Here is a 19,267-nt window from a genome sequence, read left to right on the forward strand (position 1 = left end):
TGTTTTTTTGGATAGTAACGAGTGATTAAATCTGTTCAAAATACCGCTTCCGCTCCCAGTCCGTCACGGAGCTATCATATGCCCGCTGCTCGGTTTTGAAAAAATGCGTGTAATGCTCCACCACTTCCTCGCCGAATGCTTCTTTGGCAAACGGGCTGTTTTCGAACAATGCCACGGATTCCGCGAGCGTGTAAGGCACGCGAGGCAAATGCGCGGCGGCGTAAATATCGCCGATAAAGCATTCAGGGGGCTCAATGCGGTTCCTGATCCCGTCGAGGCCCGAGGCGAGCGACGCAGCAAATGCAAGGTAAGGATTACAATCGGCACCGGGAATGCGGCATTCGATCCGCAGACTGGCACCGCTGCCTACCACCCGGAAACCGGCTGTGCGGTTATCATAGCTCCACGCAAGCCGCGTAGGCGCCCAGGAGCCGTCCACAAACCGTTTATAGGAATTGACGGTCGGGGCGTAGAATGGCATAACGTCGGGCACGTGCTTGATCCAGCCGCCGAGAAACCAGCGGAAAATATCGGAGCCTTTCACCGGTCCGAACTGCTGGTCGCCGTCGAAGATATTCTTGCCGTCTTTCCACAGACTCATGTGAATATGGCTGCTGGAACCCGCCTGATCGGTCGCGAACTTGGCCATGAAAGTTACGGAAATGCCCATTGCGTCGGCCACTTCCTTCATACATTGCTTGTACACAATGTGGTTGTCGGCCATCGAGAGCACGTCCGCATATTTGACGTTCAATTCGTGTTGCCCTAGCCCCCATTCACCTTTGGAAGTTTCGACCGCGATGCCGGAGTTTTTCAAATGCCTGCGGACTGCCGAAGTATACTTTTCGTTCCTCGTGCCCTGCATAATATGATAATCTTCCAGGTAATATCCCGCCGGGCTCAGGTTCTGGTAGTTTTGCTGAAATGCTTGTTTATAGCTGTTTTCGAGCAGGTAATATTCCAATTCGGAAGCAGCAAAGCATTCGACGCCATCGCCCGCGAGCGAGGCCAGTTGTTTTTTCAATAACGACCTCGGCGCTATCGATTCCAGTTGGTGTGATTTGTCGTTATGCACATCGCAGATCACCAATGCGGTTTTGTCGAGCCAGTCGGCGATGCGCAGGGTAGCGAGGTCGGGCACCAGATGGAAATCACCGTAACCGAGCTCCCAGTTGGCATACCGGTAGCCGGGTACCGGGTCCATGGCCATATCGGTCGTGAGTAGGTAATTGCAGCCGTGCGTGCCCGATTTGGAAACCGAATCGAGGAAATAATCGGCGTCGACGCGCTTGCCCATAAGCCGGCCGTAATGGTCCGTGAATGCAACTACAATTGTTTCAATCTCCCCTCCCCCAATCTTGCCCGAAAGTTCATCCAGTGTCAGAAATCCTTTTTTACTCATTAGAAAGGGTTGGTTTAGCGCAGTTTATATTATCGCAACTTGTCTACTTTGGCATTCATCGGAAATTTCAGCACCACCTTTTTACCGGAAGCTTTTTCCAGCATGGGGGTCAATATCTTTTTGGCATTCTCCCTGGTCTGGTCGAGAATGCCCATGTCGAGGGCCGATTGCTGGATTTGTTTTTCGGCTTGTTTGTAAGCCTCCTGCACCAGTTTCGCCTCGTCGGTAAAGGCATATTCCGTATTATAAACCTTTGATTTACTATGGTCTATCTTAAAAACACACAACTCCGGCTCCGGCATGTTGATCACCAGCGTTTCGGCATCGGAGGTAATGTCTTCCATGGAAATTTTGGTCAGATCCACACAACCTATCGCTTCTCCCTGTACGATCAGGATCGCTTTCGCGTTGGGTAGCCACATTTTCACAAGTTCCTGCTCTACCACATCCTTGAAGTTGTATTTCACGACTTCGAGTTTGCCCATCGAGCTGATTTCCTGCAACACCACGGTATGCATTGTCTCCGCCTTATCCTCTCCTCCAAGCCATTCGGGCAGCCAGCTGCCGGTCTTGAAACCCGACCATAATGCGTTAATCCCCGCCAAAAGCAAAATCAAAACTACCAGCCGCACCAGCCACGATATGATCCGCATACCTTATTTTTTAAGTACAAAATTTTCCGCTACTCCCGGCTCCCGGGCCATTCGCTGGGCGATAATACTCGCAGCAATCAGCTGCAATGCGTGATAAAGCATGATCGGCAGGAGCATTAAACCGGCTTCCGGGCCCGCAAACAATACTTTCGACATCACGGCACCTTGCACCAGCGATTTCTTGGAACCGCAGAATACCGCGGTAACCTTATCCTCCCGGTCGAAATGCAGCAAACCGGCAATGAACGTCAGCAGGAAATAGATCCCGAAAAACAGCGCGAGCATTCCTATCCCTAAAAATACAATTTCTTTTATTCCGAGCGAATCAAAGAGGTGCTCTCCAAACGATTCGCAAAAAGAAGTGTAGACGATCAGCAAAATCGACGACTGATCGAAATAGCGGATGTACTTTTTGTGGCGCTCCGCGAAATGCCCACAGCGGCTGTTGAGGGCAATCCCGGCAAATACCGGAAGTAGTACTTGCATTGCCAGTTTTCCGACTACCGAAAGCAGATCAAAATGTTCTGGCCCGGATTCCAGCACGAGGCCCATCCACAATGGTGTGATAAAAACGCCGATCAGACTGGAAATGCTCGCATTGAATATCGCCGCCGGAATGTTGCCGCGCGCAATGGATACCATGACTACCGACGACGAAACCGTAGATGGCAGGACGGTCAGAAAAAAGATTGCCAGCCACATCACCTGCCCTTCTTCGCTCTGAAAAAACGGCCTGAATGCGAGCGCCAGTACCGGAAAAAGTACAAATGTCGACAAATGCACCATCACGTGCAGCCGCCAGTTCACGAGCCCGGCTTTCAGTTTTTCGGGGCTGAGCCGGAGGCCGTAAAAGAAGAATATGACTGAAACCGCGTAGGTAGAGACGGTCGAAAGATGCAGCGGGCTGTCCTGCATACCCGGCGCCGGCCAGAGCCAGGCGAGCAGGATCATGCTGAGCAATGCGAGCATGAAACCGTCCAAACCGGCTTTTTTAGCAGTATCAATGAATTTACGCATATTAAAAATCAACGCCGGCCGATAAGGACTGCGGCAAACTATTGTTTACAAGAAAATGGAAAACTGTCAGAAATAAAACCCGGTGCCGCCATTTATAGTGTCAATTCTTTTCATTTTGGCATTTCGGGTAAATGAGCGGGCACCGTCACTTTCCCCAATGACAGCACAACAACAACTGACCACTCATGGCAACTCCTGACAAATTACTATTAACGATCATCCTCACGGTTATGAGTTTCCTTCCCGCGACCGCACAATACAAGCTCGTATGGGCCGACGAATTCGACTACGACGGTGCGCCCGACCCGAATGTGTGGCAACCCGAAAAAGGCTTTACCCGAAACCACGAAGATCAATGGTATCAGGGCGACAATGCCTACTGCAAAGGCGGTTACCTGATTATCGAAGCCAAAAAAGAACGGGTCAAAAACCCCAACTACAAACCCGGCAGCAGCAACTGGAAAGAAAGCCGCGAGTACGCCGAGTACACTTCGGCCAGCATCATTACCCGCGGTAAAAAGAGCTTTCAGTACGGCCGCTTCGAAATGCGCGCCAAAATCGATACGCGCTCAGGCATCTGGCCGGCATTCTGGACGCTCGGCGACAAGGGCGAATGGCCGGATAACGGCGAGATCGACATTATGGAATTTTACCGGGGGATGCTGCTGGCAAATCTTGCCTGGGGTTCCAATGAACGCTACAAACCTGTTTGGAATACCAATAAAAAGCAGATCAGTGCTTTCAACGACCCGGATTGGTCATCGAAATTCCACGTATGGCGGATGGATTGGGACGAGAATTCGATTAAAATTTATGTCGACGATATGCTTATGGCTTCACAGGACCAGGCCAAGGCCATTAATGCCAAAAACAAGGACATTACGCCTTTTAAGCAGCCGCACTACATCCTGCTGGGCATGGCGCTGGGCGGCGATAATGGCGGTGATTTGTCGAAAACAGAATTCCCCGCACGTTTTGAAGTGGATTATGTGAGGATTTATCAAAAACAGTGAGGCGGGTACCCCTATCAAACTGCTGTTCTCACTGCGGAGTCGCCAAGACAGGAACGCTCTTTCTGACCTTTTTCGACGCTTTCTTCCTCCTGCCCCACCAGATCACAAAGCCGGTGATGGGCAACGAAGCGCACACGAGGCTGGCGCAGAACATGAGGATTTTGCCCGGCAAGCCCAGGATAGCACCCGTGTGGATATCGTAATTCATGCGGCGCAGCGTCTGTGCGAAATTTGCTTCGCTGTATTTGCCGGTGTAGGGCCCCGTCGCGTTGATCTTTTTGACCGAATACTGATCAAAATAATGATAGTCGACATTATAATAAGTCCCTTCACGGAAGTTCACGTACGAGAAAATCGACTCGGCTTTTTCGGTGGGAAACGAAATATTGAGGGTTGAATATTTGGGATACTCCTTTTGTAATTGAAACCAGGCTTTATCGACTGCTTGCATAGGGCCAGCTACCTGCGCCGTTGAAACAGTATCGGAAGGCGGGTTATAATACATATCCGACCCCTCGCCGCCAGTGGCAGTGTAAAGCCCCTGCGAAAACCACTGGAAACCCCAAACCAAACCGGTAACCGCCAGAATCACGCCGATTGACATGATGTAAAAACCCAGTACATTATGCAGGTCATAGTTCTTACGCCGCCAGGCTGCATTCCATTTGATCGAAAACCGCTGTTTGGCAGCCGATTTGTTTTTGGGCCACCAGAGCACGATTCCGCTGATCATCATGAAAAAGAAAACCAACGTGGCCGAGGCTACGACCGTCTGACCGTATTTTTCGGGTAACCACAGGTAATAATGTCCGTGCAGGATGAAGTGGAAGAAATCGTCGTCCTCGTTCCAGACGTGCTCCAACTTCCCGGTGTATTGATTGATGTAGGCGACGTAGTAGTATTCGGGATCGAGGTTGTAAAAACCGACTTGCGCATTGCGGTCGGGCGTATCGTAAAGCACCCCTTTGGCGATCTTGCCTGGTAATGCCTTTTTGGCAATCTCTGCGAGCTCCGAGGGAGGCAACACCTTGCCGCCTGTCGGGCCATTCACGAACATGTAGGGCTGCGTAATCGTTTTGATTTCCTGCTCAAATGCCAGAATACACCCCGTGACGGAAATGATGAACACCATAATGCCCGAGATAAGTCCCAGGTAAAGATGCAGTTTCCCAATCAGTTTTTTCATCATTCGCCGCCGATTATCTTATTTAGACTCAATTAAGACTACGAATATAGGGCGTACGATTTTAACTACCAAAAAGGGAGGAAGGAGGCTTAGTCATGTCTAGTCATGCGTGGTCAGGTGTTGTGCGATACCAAGCAATTATAATTACCCAATGCCTGACTATATTTGACTAAACCTGACTAATTGTTCGTCTCCCTTTCTTCCCTTCCTCCCAAAAAATTAAAAATCATATCGATAAATTCCCTCCACCTTCGTAGTCGGCGGCATATGTGCGAGGGTTTTGAGCTGTCCGTCGTGCAGGCCGAATACCCAACCGTGCAAATGCAGCTCTTGCCCCTGGTGCCATGCGCCCTGCACGATGCTCGTTTGCGCGAGGTTATGCACCTGCTGGATCACATTCAGTTCCACCAGACGGTCAAAGCGTTTTTTCTCGTCTTCGATTGCATCCAGCTCGGTCGCAAACTTGTCGTACACGTCTTTGATATTATGCAGCCAGCGGTTGATCAGCCCCAGGTCCTTATGCATCATCGACGCCTTCACACCCCCGCATTGGTAGTGTCCTACCACGAGAATGTGCCGCACTTTCAGCACTTCCACCGCATATTGGAGCACGCTCAGCATATTCATATCGGTATGCACCACGAGATTGGCCACATTCCGGTGTACGAACATTTCGCCCGGTTGCGAGCCCGTCAGGTCTTCGGCAGGTACGCGGCTGTCGGAGCACCCGATCCAGAGGAAGTCCGGCTTCTGATCTTTGGCCAGGTTGTCAAAATACGTTTCGTCAATTTCGAGCTGCCGGGCTGCCCAGGATTTGTTGGCGGTTAACAGGCGGTTAATAAGTTCCATTTTGTAATTGATGGTTGAAGTACCAAAATAATACAATCTCTCTCAGATTCATTCAAAAGCGTACATCCTTTTAGCGGAAAAAAATCCGTAATTTTGCACTCTTAAAATCCGGAGAGGGTTATAAATAGTGCTATTTACATGATCGGCCAGGGCAGATGCCCGACGCTAACAACCCATATGAAATACAACGAATATAAAAATCTGAGTTACCCGCAAATCGGGGACGAAGTACTGAAATTCTGGAAAGACAAGAAAATCTTTGAGGCATCGGTAGAAACCCGCGAGGGCGCTCCTACTTTCACATTTTTTGAGGGACCGCCGTCCGCCAATGGTACGCCGGGTATCCACCACGTGATGGCACGGGCGATCAAGGATATTTTCTGCCGGTATAAAACGCTGCAAGGCTTCCAGGTGAAGCGTAAAGGCGGCTGGGACACGCACGGCCTGCCGGTTGAATTACAAGTTGAAAAGGAACTAGGTATCATCAAGGACGATATCGGGAAGAAAATTTCGGTTGCGGATTATAACGAGAAATGCCGCCAGACGGTCATGAAATTTACCGACCAATGGAATGACCTGACCGAGAAAATGGGTTACTGGGTGGACCTCGACGATCCTTACATTACCTATAAAAGCGAATACATCGAAAGCCTCTGGAACCTGCTTAAAAAGCTGTATGACAAAGGCTTGCTGTACAAAGGATACACAATCCAGCCCTATTCACCCGCCGCCGGAACCGGCCTTTCGTCGCACGAGCTGAACATGCCCGGTACGTACAAGGACGTGAAGGATACCACCATCGTGGCGATGTTCAAGGTGAAAGACGCGGCAAATTGGCCTGCATTGGCTGGTTCTGCTAACGAGGACATCCGCATTCTAGCCTGGACCACCACCCCCTGGACACTTCCTGCCAACTCCGCACTGACCGTAGGAGGCAATATTGATTATGTATTGGTTAAAACCTTCAATCCTTACACGCACGAGCCCGTGGCGGTTGTGCTCGCGAAGGATCTGGTAGGCAAATATTTCTCCGAAAAAGGCCACGACGGCGATTTCGAAGGCTATGCAGCCAGCGATAAGAAAGTATTGCCATGGACTGTGGTAAATGAGTTCAAAGGAAAAGACCTCGAAGGCATTGAGTACGAGCAGCTATTACCATATATCCAACCTGAGGCTCCCGCATTCCGTGTGATCCTCGGCGATTTCGTAACGACCGAAGACGGTACCGGTGTGGTTCATACCTCTCCTACCTTTGGGGCGGACGACTTCCGGGTAGCGCAGGCAAATGGCATCCCGGCCATTATGGTGAAAGACGAGAACGGCAAGGAAGTGCCGATCGTTGACCGACAGGGTCGTTTTGTGAAAGAAATTACGGATTATGCAGGCCGTTTTGTAAAACCTGAATATTACTCACAGGCAGAGCAGGACGATCCGGAGTTCCGCCCCACCGACGTGCTGATCGCCATCAAGCTCAAAGAAGAAGGCAAGGCATTTAAAGTAGAAAAATACGAGCACCCGTACCCACATTGCTGGCGTACCGACAAGCCGGTGCTCTACTATCCGCTCGACAGCTGGTTTATCCGCACCACAGCGGTGAAAGACCGCTTGGTGGAGCTTAACAAAAGCATTAACTGGAAACCCGAAAGCACTGGTACCGGCCGCTTCGGTAACTGGCTCGAAAACCTGGTCGACTGGAACCTCTCGCGCTCGCGCTACTGGGGCACGCCGCTCCCGATCTGGCGGAACGACTATGGTGATGAAGTGTGCATTGGTTCGATCGAAGAGCTGAAAGACAAGTTGGAAGAAGCCATTATCTCGGGCCATTTGACCCGCGAGCAGGCATTGCACAACTCGGATTACCTGCAAAAACTGGAACACGGCGACTATGACTTGCACCGTCCGTACGTGGATGATGTGGTATTGGTAGGTAAAACAGGCCACATTATGCACCGCGAGCCGGACCTGATCGATGTATGGTTCGACTCGGGCGCGATGCCGTACGCACAATGGCATTACCCGTTTGAAAATCAGGAAATCTTCAACCAGGCCTATCCTGCCGATTTTATTTCAGAAGGTGTCGACCAAACCCGCGGCTGGTTCTTCACATTGCACGCCATTGCGGGCATGTTGTTCGATTCCGTTGCATTCAAAAATGTAGTATCGACCGGCTTGGTACTCGACAAGAATGGTAACAAGATGTCGAAACGCCTTGGTAATGCCGTGGATCCGTTTGCGACATTGGCACAATATGGCCCTGATGCAACGCGCTGGTACATGATTACCAATGCCGAGCCTTGGGATAACCTCAAATTCAATATCGACGGTATTGGCGAAGTGCAGCGCAAATTCTTCGGGACGCTCGTGAATACGTACAACTTCTTCGCATTGTACGCGAATCTCGACGGTTACGAGTTCCACGAAGCGAATTCGGTACCTATCGAAAAGCGCACCGAGCTGGATCGCTGGATTCTCTCCAAACTGAATACATTGATCAAAGAAGTAGGCGAGCAATTCGACGATTACAACCCGACCAAAGCAGGCCGTCTCGTGCAGGATTTCGTGACGGATCAGCTTTCAAACTGGTACATCCGCCTCAACCGCCGCCGTTTCTGGAACCCATCGGCTGAGCAGGGTGCCGGTTTGACGGATGATAAAGCGGCTGCTTATGAGACGTTGCACCACTGTCTGGTAACCGTGGCGCAGTTGATGTCGCCGATCGCCCCATTCTTTGGGGAATGGTTATATAAAAATCTGACAGACAGCGATCGCGAAGCTTCTATCCAGCACAATGCTCCATTCAAATACGACTCGGTGCATTTGACTTACTGGCCTAAAATCGAAGCGGAAGTAGTGGATACTGACCTGGAAGAAGCGATGGACCTCGCGCAGCGCATCAGCTCGCTCGTCCACTCGATCCGGAAAGGACATAAGCTGAAAGTTCGCCAGCCATTGTCCAAAATCCTGATCCCGGTATTGAGCGAGAAAACGAAACGTCAGATCGAGCAGGTGGCTTACATTATCCTTTCCGAAGTGAATGTGAAGCATATCGAGTTCGTTCACGACGACAGCGGTATCTTGAAAAAGAAAATCAAGCCTAACTTCAAAACCCTCGGACCGAAATTCGGGCCGAAAATGAAGGAGGTAGCAGCCGCCATTTCAGCTATGGATGAAACGCAGATTCGTGAAATCGAAGCCAGCAGCGCCATTACATTGACGGCAGCCAGCGGCCCGATCGAAATCGCATTGACCGACGTGGAAATCATCGCCGAAGACGTTCCGGGATGGCTCGTAGCCAGCGAAGGCGGCCTTACCGTCGCCCTCGACATCACCGTAACCGAAGACCTGCGTCTCGAAGGTATCGCCCGCGATTTCGTAAACCGCGTGCAAAACCTGCGTAAGGACAGCGGCTTCGAAGTAACAGACAAGATTCGCATTACCTTACAAAACAACGACGGCCTGCTCGCCAGCGCAGTAACCGCCAACAAAGACTATATCTGCCAGGAAGTACAAGCCCTGGACCTCGACCTCGTAGGCGACCTGAATGGAGAAGCTACGGAAATTGAGATGGATGAGTTTTTGTTGAAGGTGAAGATTGAGGTGATTGGCTGATGAAGCAATACCAGGCATATCCGGTAACATTCGACGTTGAAAACGCCCGCTTCCGATTTCAAAGCATCGGCAAGCGAGGCGTTTTCGATAAGATTGTCGAATTCATTCCCATCTCCCCGAATATACATAACCTGGCATTACTTGATTACGACCTTCCTACCAATAAATACAGTGACATTTCTGTCACTGACAACGGGGACATGCCGGAAGTGATCGCAACCGTCATCACGATTATTCAGCGCTTCCTCGACTCAAATCCCGGTCAAAAAATATATTTTGAAGGCAGCACAGCGGCTAGAACCCGTTTATATCAAATCGCAATTTCCCAGGTCTTTGATCCTGGTGATTCCGATCTTTTGATTGAAGGCTACAAAGATGGACAGTGGGTCCTGTTTGAACCCAATATCCGTTTTGAAGGTTTTTTAGTAAAGAAAAAGTTTTAATTTTATAGAAATAGCCTTTCTGAAAAATGAAAATTTTAGATAGAAAAACAATCAAACCTGGGAAGTTCACATACGACCCTAGCCTCGACAATCTCCCAGTTTCAAAAGTGGCCTTGGAGAAAGCGGAACGTGCGCGCAAATTCTTTGAAGCAAATCCGCTTCCAGAGCATCTGCACAGGAAGTAACACCTTATGCAGCTATCCACCTCCACTGCCCTCATCACCGGCGGCGCCTCCGGCCTTGGAGAAGCGACTGCGAGGCTGCTTGTTAGTCAAGGGGCGAAAATTGTTATTCTTGATTTAAATGAAGCGGCGGGCCAGGCACTTGAAAGCGAATTCCCCGGTCAAATTACATATATCAAAACCGACGTCAGCAGCGAAAGCGAAGTCCAAAATGCTCTGGACGTTGCTTTGCAAGCGTTCGGCAGCATTCAAATCGTCGTCAACTGCGCGGGTATCGCACCGGCACGTAAGATCGTCGGCAAAGCCGATGGCATTTACGGACCGCATTCCTTTGAGCTTTTTGAGAAAACTATCCGCATTAATCTGATTGGCACGTTCAATGTGATGCGTCTGGCGGCTTTTGCGATGGAGCAAAACGAGCCTAATGCAGAAGGCGAGCGTGGAGTGATCATCAATACCGCTTCCGTAGCCGCTTATGATGGTCAAATGGGCCAGGTCGCGTATGCAGCCAGCAAAGGAGGCATTGTGAGTATGACGCTGCCCGTTGCGCGCGATTTAGCAAAATCCGGTATCCGGGTAATGGCCATTGCTCCGGGACTTTTCGAAACGCCCTTGCTGATGGGGCTGCCGGAGGAAGCCCGCATTTCGCTAGGACAGCAGATTCCTTTTCCTTCGCGGCTCGGGAAGCCTTCGGAATACGCATTATTAGCCAAATCCATTGTGGAAAATCCGATGCTGAACGGCGAGGTCATCCGCCTTGACGGCGCGATCAGAATGGCCCCCAGATAGCTTGAAACCGCGCAATGATGAAAGGACACTACTTTTTCAAATGGCTATTTCTGACGGTGCTTTCCGTCAGCGTCCTCCATTTTCGCGAGAACGCTTCCATTGGCCATTACCGGACTGAGCGACTGCTTTCCGGCAGTAAGATTGTCCAAAAACGCATTCCCGGTTTTCGGTATTGTCAAAAGCTTTCCAAAGCTTGCTCCGCAGGTTTTGTTTACTTCAAAAACACACAGTACAATAGGCTCACCGACCTTTCCAATTCACTAACCGCTTCCATTTCTGGTTATCCCGGGTTAAGGCTTCATCGGGCGCTTGCCGAACTTCATGTTCAAAATCAGCATTTCCGGAGCCGTTCGCTTTCCTCCGACGATCATTCCATTTTCCATTCATAATCCGGTTTCTGCATTTCGCAGGTGCCCATAATGTTGCGCAAACGCGCTCCGGGGCCGTGCTATGCGCGCCCGTGTGCTTCATGAATGTAAATCAAATGGAAAATGGGAATCAGACGAACTGCATTCTTTCTGCGGAAATGGCTTCTGCGGATCGCTATTTCGTTTATGCTCGGGTTTTCGAATGCCATTAATCAGGACTCGAAGAGCATCGACGATACTACTTTAAAAATTGAAGAAACAACAAAAAAATAGACGAAGCCCTTGGGATCAGACCATGCTGATCCCAAGGTTTCTATAAATATTAAAATCCTCATTTTCAGCCTCCTTATCCGTCACAATCGCCGATAATCGCTCTGTCCGGCAAACATAGTACGCTTCGGCAGTGCCCAGCTTTTCGGTCGTCGCCAATGCGATCACCTCCTTAGAAGACTCGATCATAGTCCGTTTGACCTCGCTTTCCTCAAAATTAGGGCCGGTCACCCCGAGGTCCGCGTGGATACTGCAAATGCCCAGCAAGCAAATATCCGCCCGGAACTTCTTGAAAAACTGAATGGCGTCATTGCCGATTGTCACGAACGAATCTTTCAGCAATCGCCCCCCCGCAAATAAAACTTCGACGTGCTCGTGCTCCTCCAAAATGGAGGCAATCGGAAAGCTATTCGTAATGACCGTCAATTTCAGGTCTTTGGGAAGCATTTGGGCAATCAGCATCGCCGAGGTACCGCCATCGAAAATCACGACCTGACCGTCTTTGAGAAACTGTAATGCTTTTCTTGCAATAATTTGCTTCTGGTCGTTATCATACTTGATCCGGTCACGGAAATGGTGCGGACCCGGAGAATGCGGCACCGCGCCCCCACGTACCGATTTGAGCAACCCCTGATCGGCCAACTCCTTGATATCCCTCCTTACCGTATCCTCCGACACATTCAAAAGTGTGCTCAGATGTCCCAGATAGACTTTCTGCTCATGACCCAGCTGATCCAGTATGATCTGGAAACGTTCTTCTTTTAACATTGGTATCCCGATTATGCCTGCAAATTTAACAAACATTTTAAATTTAATATTGCAAAATACTGCATCAAACAATTACATTTGTTGCAAATAATTGCAAATACCAATTAACAACATCATGAGAAAATCGATTGCAGTGGATATGGACAATGTCATTGTGGACATAGAGGCTAACTGGATCAACCACTACGCAGAGGCATTTGGCGTGACGGTCACCAAGGAGGCCATGCACGGCATTCCCGAAGATCAGGCGTTCCCCGACCCACTCGCCGCACGGAGCCTCCTCTACAAACCAGGCTTTTTCCGTTACGCACCCCTTATCCCCGGTGCGCAGGAGGCCATTATCAAATTACAGGAAAATTACGACGTCTACATCGTCTCGGCAGCGATGGAATTTCCCAATTCCCTACCCGAAAAGTACGACTGGCTCGCTGAACACTTTCCGTCCATTACGTGGAGAAACATCATTTTCTGCGGAGATAAAAGCGTCATCAACACCGATTACCTGATCGACGACCATTTCAAAAACCTGGATTTCCATAAAGGCAAGCCCATTCTCTTCACGGCGGGGCATAACCGGGGCGTAGAGAGGCATACCCGGGTGAATAGTTGGGAAGAGGTGTTGGAGTTATTAGCTTCGGAACTGGTGTAACTACCGGCTGCTCATCCAACGGGTTAGTTCGGGTATTTTGTGTAACTTTATATAGTTCCAGCTACTATCTTGAAGCTTAACTACCGACTTATGAACACGCAGCAACTTTCTTTAGACCAATTGGAAGCACTTGTAAAAAACCTGGAAGAGGTTGATAACACGACTATTGGTGTTTCAAAAAAAGATTTTGAGCTATCTCCGGAAGGATTAAATGAACTGCTCAAAAGGTTAGCTGCGTTCGATGACGGTAAGTTAACGGCACGTCCCTGGAACGACATAAAAAAAGACTTTGGCCCTATATAACATCCTCCTTCTTAAAACTGCTGAAATCGAGCTTAATGAATCATACGAATGGTATGAAAAGCAGAAAGTGGGACTTGGCAATAATTTCATTGGAGCAATTTCCAGCTGTCTGAGCTCCATAGCCGGCAACCCTTACAAATATTCAAAGCGATACGGCTACGAATTACGTTTTGCACCCGTGCTAGTTTTCCCATTTATTATAGCCTATCGGGCTATAAAAGATGATCGGGTGATTCATATCGTTTCGATCTTCCATACAAGTCGCAATCCAAAGAAGTTTTTCAGCTAGCCTGCACCCGGGCCTTCAACTGCATCAATTCGTCCCTTAACCGCGCAGCTTCCAAAAAGTCCAGATCCTTCGCGGCGGCTTCCATTTTACGTTGGGTTTCGGCCATGAGTTTTTGCAGATCGGTTTTACCCATGTATTGAACAACCGGATCGGCAGCAATGCGTACTTCCTCCGGTTCGACGTACACCTTGCGGACCTTGGAATCAGCGACGGAAGTTTGCTCCATAATGGCTTCCTTCGATTTGCGAACCGTTTTCGGAGTGATGCCATTCTCCATGTTGTAATCCATTTGAATGCTACGACGACGGTTCGTTTCATCAATCGCCAGCTGCATGGAGCCCGTAATGGTATCGGCGTACATGATCACTTTTCCACGGTCGTTACGCGCGGCGCGGCCGATCGTCTGGATCATCGAGCGGGTATCGCGCAGGAAGCCTTCTTTGTCCGCATCCATAATGGCTACGAGCGATACTTCGGGCAAGTCGAGGCCCTCGCGCAGGAGGTTTACACCCACCAGCACGTCAAAAATCCCGAGGCGCAACTCGCGTAATATCTCCACGCGGTCGAGCGCCTTCACTTCCGAGTGAATGTAGCGGCATTTAATGCCTACACGGTCCAGGTATTTGCTAAGCTCCTCGGCCATCCGCTTGGTGAGAGTGGTTACCAGAATGCGGTCGCCTAGCTTAATGCGTTCGGTGATTTCTTCCAGCAGGTCATCGATCTGGTTCAGGCTTGGCCTTACTTCAATTTCAGGGTCCAGCAGACCGGTAGGGCGGATAATCTGTTCCACGACCACGCCTTCTGATTTTCTCAATTCGTAATCCGCAGGCGTAGCGCTCACGAAAATGGTCTGAGGCGTCATGTCTTCGAACTCCTGGAAGGTCAGCGGCCGGTTATCCAGTGCAGACGGCAAACGGAAACCATATTCCACCAATGCTTCCTTCCGCGAGCGGTCGCCGCCCCACATGGCGCGGATCTGCGGCATTGTAACGTGGCTCTCGTCGACTACCATCAGGAAATCTTCCGGGAAATAGTCAAGCAGGCAGAATGGACGCTGGCCGGGCATCCGCCTGTCAAAATACCTCGAATAATTCTCAATACCGGAGCAATAACCAAGTTCGCGCATCATTTCCATATCAAACTCGGTGCGTTCCTTCACGCGCTCGGCTTCGGCCAGCCTTCCTTCGGCGATGAAGTACTTGATCTGCGATTGCAGATCATCCTGTATTTCTTTAATGGATTGGTTCAAAACATCACGGCCCGTCACGAAAAGGTTGGCCGGGAATATAGCGATGGCTTTTTCGGAAGACAGCTTTTTGCCGGTTTCCGGTTCTATACGCTGGATTTCCTCGATTTCGTCCCCGAAAAAGATAAACCGGTAAGCAAAATCCGCATAACCCGGGAATACATCGACCGTATCGCCCTTCACGCGGAAAGTACCCCGGTTAAATTCCACCTCTGTCCGGCTGTAAAGGATTTCCACCAGTCGAAATAGAAACTGGTTCCGGCTCACAATATCTCCGAGCTTGGCGCTGACAATGCTCTTTTTATATTCCAATGGGTTTCCTGCGCCATAAATGCACGACACCGACGCCACCACGATCACATCCCGGCGCCCGCTCATCAGCGACGATACCGTGTGCAACCGCAGCTTTTCGATCTCCTGATTGATCATCAGGTCCTTTTCTATGTAGGTATTGGTGCTGGAAATGAATGCTTCCGGTTGATAATAGTCGTAGTAGCTGATAAAGTACTCGACGGCATTAGTAGGAAAAAACTGCTTAAACTCGCCGTAAAGCTGGGCGGCAAGCGTTTTGTTGTGGCTCAAAACGAGGGTCGGCTTGTTCACGCGCGCCACCACGTTGGCCACCGTAAATGTCTTTCCGGAGCCCGTCACCCCGAGCAAAGTCTGGGCCGGCTCTCCATTTTCGATTCCTTGTACTAGTTGGTTGATGGCCTCCGGCTGATCGCCCGTCGGCTGGTATTGAGAAGTGAGTTCGAAGTTCATAGCTTGTTGTAAGGCAATATAAAAGGAACGCATTTCAAAGATAGATTAGTTTCTTTGAAATGCGTTCCTGGTTGCGGGTGGACGGCTATGGCCGCCGGATTTTCTTATGCCTGCTTTTGCAGAAGCTCCTGTGCGTTTTCGACCGCTTTTTTCTCTTTCCAATGCTGCCAGTCGAGGCCGAGCAACTTGGTCATGCTTTTATCCACAAACTGGTGACGAACAAGGTTCATACCGCCGCGAACTGCTGTGAAAATAGAGTTATTGGCACGCAATGCGAGGCTGAAACCGCCATCGACATAGCGAATATAATGCCACCAAAGCGAAGGAATGAAAATCGTTTCGCCATGGTAAAGGATCGTTTCATAACCGGTAGCACCCTTCAACGCAGGGAACTTCTCGTAATTCGGGTTGAGTGGGTCCACCTTGCTCATCACCGTGAATGGGTGATGGTACAAACGGCGGCTTTCCTCCGGAGAGAACAAAATCAGCTGCTTGCGGGTCTGGAACTGCGTGAGGAACACATTCGAGCAGTCCATATCGTAATGCAGGTTGGTGATAGAGCCCTCACCTCCGAAAAATACATATTTATAAGACTTCAAAAAGCCGTCCATGATCGTCGGAAAACGGATGTCATCCGCGAGTTCCGGGATCTTCTTGAAAATATCAAAAAGGAAAATACGAAGATCGGTCGGGCCCTTTTCAATGAGGCTCAGGTAATCCCCGAACTTCATGGTTTTGGCGATCTGGAAATATTTGTCAGCGTCGTGAATGTGGTTATCCACCAGAGGGACATCCAGGCTGCCGTGGTTTTCGCGGAGCCAGTCAAAAGTCCATTTCTGAACAGCAGGCCAATCTTTTGCCAGGTCGGTAAACACAACCGGGCGACTTGGTTTTAAGTAATTTTCGATGAATTCTTCGCGCGTAAGTCCGGTGCGCTTCTCTATTGGCACTAATTTCATAGTAAGAAACTGAGTAGGTAATCGACTATTTAATGGAATACCGTTACATTTTCAACTATAACGGGAGGATAACGGCCAGAGTTTAAAACCCTTCGAAATATCCGGTCAAATGTATTAAACAGATCGCAAAAATATAAATTTCGCAAAATATAATAAAAGTATATCCTTAATCCAGATAGACTAAATAGGTTACGCATGAAATATTTCACGATACTTCCCTCCGCTGACCTTGCCCGGTACATCCGATTCTTCTGGGTGCTGGAACACAACCTGGCCGATAGCGAGCCATATTTTCATAAAACCATGGCCGATGGCTGCGCCGAAATGGTGTTCCATTTCAAAGGCCGGTTCGATGAAATCCTGAAAACCGACGAGTCCGAGATTTCCTTTCGCTCAGGCATTCACGGGCAGTCGCAGTCTTTCCGGCGGTTTCGCATCGGCGAAGATTTCGGGATATTCGGGGTATACCTCTACCCTTTTGCCGTTCCGGCACTTTTTGGTATTCCGGCATCGGAACTCAGTAATCAAATGCCCGACCTTACTACACTTCTGGGCCAAACGGGTACCGAGTTGGAAGAGCGCGTAATGCTCGCCGGCGATCATCCGGAACGTGTTCAGATAGTTTCAGAATTTCTAAGAAAACGCATTCGGAGCCACGAGGTCCGCGAGCCGGCAGTATTTTCCGTAATCAGCAGCGTGATCCTTTCTAATGGCCTCGCCAAAATCCCCGACCTCGCCGCGCAGAGTTTTCTGTCTACCCGTCAATTTGAACGAAAATTCCTCGCATTCTCCGGTTTCACCCCGAAGCTTTTCAGCCGCATTATCCGGTTTCATTCCGCCCTCAATGAATATGGTAACAAGGAGAAATCCCTCACGGAAATCGCTTATGAATGCGGATATTACGACCAGTCGCATTTCATCCACGATTTCAAGGCATTCTCCGGCGACCATCCGAAAACCTATTTTTCCGGCAATGCGGAAGGAATGGGTTACCGCGATGTATGATGTCGTTTTTTTCCAATTCCGGGGCCGAGGGCACGGTTACTTTTGTTTAAACCAAAAGCAAAAAAAGATGAGCAATGTAAAAATCCCCAACGGCCACCAGGCTGTGATCCCCTACCTGATGCTGGACGGCGCCGCGCGGTTTAGGGAATTCACCACGAAGGTATTCGACGGCACTATTTCCACCACACATTACCAGGAAGATGCGCCCGAAATGATCAAACATTCCGAGGTTTCGATCGGCGGCAGCGTCATTATGTTCTGCGACGCGCGCCCCGAATGGCCGGCGCAACCCGCCAACCTTTTCGTATATGTCGAAAATGCCGACGATAGCTATCAAAAGGCGCTCGACGCCGGCGGAACGAGCGTAATGCCCCCCGCCGACCAGGATTACGGCCGGAGCTGCGGCGTATCCGATCCGTGCGGCAATACGTGGTGGATTACCTCCGTTATTTGATCAGAATGCCGTCTTAATACCTATATTTAACGCATTAAGACGGCCTTTTTCCTATGATCAACTATAACAACAAAGTATTCGTACCATTGTCCAATTCCGAAAACGGCGAGGTGGATCTGGGCATGCAATTTGTATATCAGCAAACAGGTAATATCGTCACGTCCACGTACACGGGCGGGCGCATTCGCAGCGGGCACCTGATCGCGCTCGTGGACGAACAGGGGAACCTGGATATGCGTTACCACCAGGTGAACGATCAGGGCGAGATCACAACGGGTATCTGCAAATCGACACCCGAGCAACTTCCGAACGGCAAAATCCGTATGCATGAAAAATGGCAATGGACTTCCGGCGACCGTTCGGAGGGAGAATCGTTGCTGGAAGAACTGTGATATTTCATCCTAACTAAAACCAAAATGCGACTCCAACTTACATTGTGGATTATCCTTGCCGTTTTCGCCGGCGAGGTATCCGCTCAGACTTCCAAAATCGTTTCCGGCTCTACGAAATTCAGCGTCAAATTTATCCTCGGCACTTGCAATGGTACGTTCGATGCACCGCGCGGCGAGGCTGTTTTCAATGAGAAAAACCCGGAAAACGCGCAATTCGACGTCAGGATCGCTGCTAGTACTTTCAAAACCAACAACAACTCCCGGGATAAGGATATGAAAAGCGACAAGTATTTCTGGGTCGAGAAATATCCCGATATCCATTTCAAATCTGCCAAAGTCGAGAAGAAAGGCGACAAGTATCAAGCAACCGGCACATTGACGATGCGCGATGTATCCAAAACCGTGAGTCTCCCCTTCGACGCCAAAAAGAATGCGGATGGCACCTATTCACTCACGAGCACATTCGATATCAACCGCCTGGACTACAAAATCGGCGAGAAGGACTGGAAGCTGAAAGACATCGTCACCGTCAATCTTCAAGCGACAATTAAGTAGCCTCGAAGCGTTACGCCCGGTTGTGACTGGTCAGGTGTGGTCGGGCATAGTCAAAAAATATTTTCATTGTAATTGTAATTAGTCTAAATAATATTTTCCTTTGT

The 19,267-nt window shown here is 49.7% G+C and carries 20 protein-coding genes; 12 read left to right on the plus strand and 8 right to left on the minus strand.

Translation table 11 applies throughout. The features are described from left to right. Positions 1 to 25: 25 nt before the first annotated feature. From J2Y43_RS04530 to J2Y43_RS04540, 3 genes are read right to left on the minus strand one after another with little or no spacing between them, the layout of a single operon-like run. Complete coding sequence (locus tag J2Y43_RS04530; protein WP_309981053.1) at positions 26 to 1,402, minus strand: glutamine synthetase family protein; 1,377 nt, start codon at positions 1,400 to 1,402, stop codon at positions 26 to 28. 29 nt (positions 1,403 to 1,431) lie between these two features. Continuing rightward, complete coding sequence (locus tag J2Y43_RS04535; RefSeq protein WP_309981052.1) at positions 1,432 to 2,055, minus strand: DUF4230 domain-containing protein; 624 nt, start codon at positions 2,053 to 2,055, stop codon at positions 1,432 to 1,434. 3 nt (positions 2,056 to 2,058) lie between these two features. Continuing rightward, the gene (locus J2Y43_RS04540) at positions 2,059 to 3,072 is read right to left on the minus strand and encodes a bile acid:sodium symporter family protein (protein ID WP_309981051.1); all 1,014 of its coding nucleotides are present in this window, start codon (positions 3,070 to 3,072) and stop codon (positions 2,059 to 2,061) included. A 185-nt stretch (positions 3,073 to 3,257) separates the two neighbouring features. Between J2Y43_RS04540 and J2Y43_RS04545 the strand changes: the two genes are divergently transcribed. Then, entirely contained in the window at positions 3,258 to 4,085 is an 828-nt protein-coding gene (locus tag J2Y43_RS04545) for a glycoside hydrolase family 16 protein (RefSeq protein WP_309981050.1), read from the plus strand. A 28-nt stretch (positions 4,086 to 4,113) separates the two neighbouring features. Here J2Y43_RS04545 and J2Y43_RS04550 read toward each other — a convergent pair whose 3' ends face one another. Both J2Y43_RS04550 and can read right to left on the minus strand, forming a co-directional pair. After that, positions 4,114 to 5,274: a PepSY-associated TM helix domain-containing protein gene (locus J2Y43_RS04550; protein ID WP_309981049.1), complete on the minus strand. Its 1,161-nt coding sequence runs from the start codon at positions 5,272 to 5,274 to the stop codon at positions 4,114 to 4,116. Positions 5,275 to 5,490: 216 nt separating this feature from the next. Next, positions 5,491 to 6,120 (minus strand): carbonate dehydratase, encoded by a 630-nt coding sequence (gene can, locus J2Y43_RS04555; RefSeq protein WP_309981048.1) that lies wholly within the window; start codon positions 6,118 to 6,120, stop codon positions 5,491 to 5,493. A gap of 177 nt (positions 6,121 to 6,297) precedes the next feature. Here can and ileS point away from each other — a divergent pair, with 177 nt between their 5' ends. From ileS to J2Y43_RS04575, 4 genes are all read left to right on the plus strand, one after another. Further along, entirely contained in the window at positions 6,298 to 9,729 is a 3,432-nt protein-coding gene (gene ileS / locus J2Y43_RS04560; RefSeq protein ID WP_309981047.1) for an isoleucine--tRNA ligase, read from the plus strand. Beyond that, entirely contained in the window at positions 9,729 to 10,172 is a 444-nt protein-coding gene (locus J2Y43_RS04565; protein ID WP_309981046.1) for a DUF6934 family protein, read from the plus strand. Before ileS ends, J2Y43_RS04565 begins: the two co-directional genes overlap by 1 nt. A gap of 191 nt (positions 10,173 to 10,363) precedes the next feature. Further along, entirely contained in the window at positions 10,364 to 11,143 is a 780-nt protein-coding gene (locus J2Y43_RS04570) for a 3-hydroxyacyl-CoA dehydrogenase (RefSeq protein ID WP_309981045.1), read from the plus strand. Positions 11,144 to 11,634: 491 nt separating this feature from the next. Then, positions 11,635 to 11,784 (plus strand): hypothetical protein, encoded by a 150-nt coding sequence (locus J2Y43_RS04575; protein ID WP_309981044.1) that lies wholly within the window; start codon positions 11,635 to 11,637, stop codon positions 11,782 to 11,784. Between the two features lie 15 nt (positions 11,785 to 11,799). Here J2Y43_RS04575 and J2Y43_RS04580 read toward each other — a convergent pair whose 3' ends face one another. Continuing rightward, entirely contained in the window at positions 11,800 to 12,549 is a 750-nt protein-coding gene (locus J2Y43_RS04580) for a DeoR/GlpR family DNA-binding transcription regulator (RefSeq protein WP_309981043.1), read from the minus strand. Positions 12,550 to 12,664: 115 nt separating this feature from the next. Between J2Y43_RS04580 and J2Y43_RS04585 the strand changes: the two genes are divergently transcribed. The 3 genes from J2Y43_RS04585 (at position 12,665) to J2Y43_RS33530 (ending at position 13,790) form a co-directional block, all read left to right on the plus strand. Continuing rightward, positions 12,665 to 13,198 (plus strand): 5' nucleotidase, NT5C type, encoded by a 534-nt coding sequence (locus J2Y43_RS04585; RefSeq protein WP_223402516.1) that lies wholly within the window; start codon positions 12,665 to 12,667, stop codon positions 13,196 to 13,198. Between the two features lie 90 nt (positions 13,199 to 13,288). Then, positions 13,289 to 13,501: a hypothetical protein gene (locus tag J2Y43_RS04590; RefSeq protein ID WP_309981042.1), complete on the plus strand. Its 213-nt coding sequence runs from the start codon at positions 13,289 to 13,291 to the stop codon at positions 13,499 to 13,501. Next, the gene (locus J2Y43_RS33530) at positions 13,488 to 13,790 is read left to right on the plus strand and encodes a type II toxin-antitoxin system RelE/ParE family toxin (protein WP_409014391.1); all 303 of its coding nucleotides are present in this window, start codon (positions 13,488 to 13,490) and stop codon (positions 13,788 to 13,790) included. Before J2Y43_RS04590 ends, J2Y43_RS33530 begins: the two co-directional genes overlap by 14 nt. On the opposite strand, the gene uvrB is transcribed toward J2Y43_RS33530, so the two are convergent. Then, positions 13,783 to 15,798 carry an excinuclease ABC subunit UvrB gene (gene uvrB / locus J2Y43_RS04595; protein WP_309981041.1) on the minus strand — a complete coding sequence of 672 codons (2,016 nt, stop codon included), beginning with the start codon at positions 15,796 to 15,798 and terminating at the stop codon, positions 13,783 to 13,785. The genes J2Y43_RS33530 and uvrB overlap by 8 nt on opposite strands. A gap of 104 nt (positions 15,799 to 15,902) precedes the next feature. Next, complete coding sequence (locus tag J2Y43_RS04600; protein WP_106597794.1) at positions 15,903 to 16,757, minus strand: cupin-like domain-containing protein; 855 nt, start codon at positions 16,755 to 16,757, stop codon at positions 15,903 to 15,905. 195 nt (positions 16,758 to 16,952) lie between these two features. Between J2Y43_RS04600 and J2Y43_RS04605 the strand changes: the two genes are divergently transcribed. From J2Y43_RS04605 to J2Y43_RS04620, 4 genes are all read left to right on the plus strand, one after another. Beyond that, complete coding sequence (locus J2Y43_RS04605) at positions 16,953 to 17,762, plus strand: helix-turn-helix domain-containing protein (RefSeq protein WP_309981040.1); 810 nt, start codon at positions 16,953 to 16,955, stop codon at positions 17,760 to 17,762. A 67-nt stretch (positions 17,763 to 17,829) separates the two neighbouring features. After that, complete coding sequence (locus J2Y43_RS04610; RefSeq protein ID WP_309981039.1) at positions 17,830 to 18,216, plus strand: VOC family protein; 387 nt, start codon at positions 17,830 to 17,832, stop codon at positions 18,214 to 18,216. Positions 18,217 to 18,269: 53 nt separating this feature from the next. Then, entirely contained in the window at positions 18,270 to 18,608 is a 339-nt protein-coding gene (locus J2Y43_RS04615) for a n-acetylglutamate synthase (RefSeq protein WP_309981038.1), read from the plus strand. A 24-nt stretch (positions 18,609 to 18,632) separates the two neighbouring features. Beyond that, entirely contained in the window at positions 18,633 to 19,163 is a 531-nt protein-coding gene (locus J2Y43_RS04620; protein WP_309981037.1) for a YceI family protein, read from the plus strand. Positions 19,164 to 19,267 lie beyond the last annotated feature (104 nt).

The organism is Dyadobacter sp. BE31 (assembly GCF_031457695.1).
Taxonomy (GTDB): Bacteria; Bacteroidota; Bacteroidia; order Cytophagales; family Spirosomataceae; genus Dyadobacter.